The following is a 254-nucleotide window of genomic DNA, read 5'->3' as shown; positions in this document are numbered from 1 at the left end:
AAGGACCTCGACCCTCGTCTGACGGTGAAGCGACAGAACATGGGCCGAACCGGCCGAGGCCCTGGCCTTCACCGAGGTGAACGACTTGGTGAAGTTATACACCGAGGCCTTCGCCGGAGGCCTAATCGCCTTGGTGGAGAGCTTGCTGGACTGCATCCAGCCGATCCCGGCACTGGTGCGCACTTGCTGCCACGAACCCGAGGTCCGCAGCCACTGGATTCTCGTGTTGTTCGAAAGAGTGGCAATCTTCTTGC

The 254-nt window shown here is 60.6% G+C and carries 1 protein-coding gene; it reads right to left on the bottom strand.

Annotated elements, in window-relative coordinates; translation table 11 throughout:
• Positions 1 to 254: hypothetical protein (locus ACIPVK_RS21880; RefSeq protein WP_407614082.1), on the bottom strand; the 254-nt coding region annotated here is incomplete at both ends.

The sequence above is a fragment of the Paeniglutamicibacter sp. MACA_103 genome (assembly GCF_045798555.1).
Lineage (GTDB): Bacteria > Actinomycetota > Actinomycetes > Actinomycetales > Micrococcaceae > Paeniglutamicibacter.
This window is presented reverse-complemented; position numbering and strand designations above follow the sequence as displayed.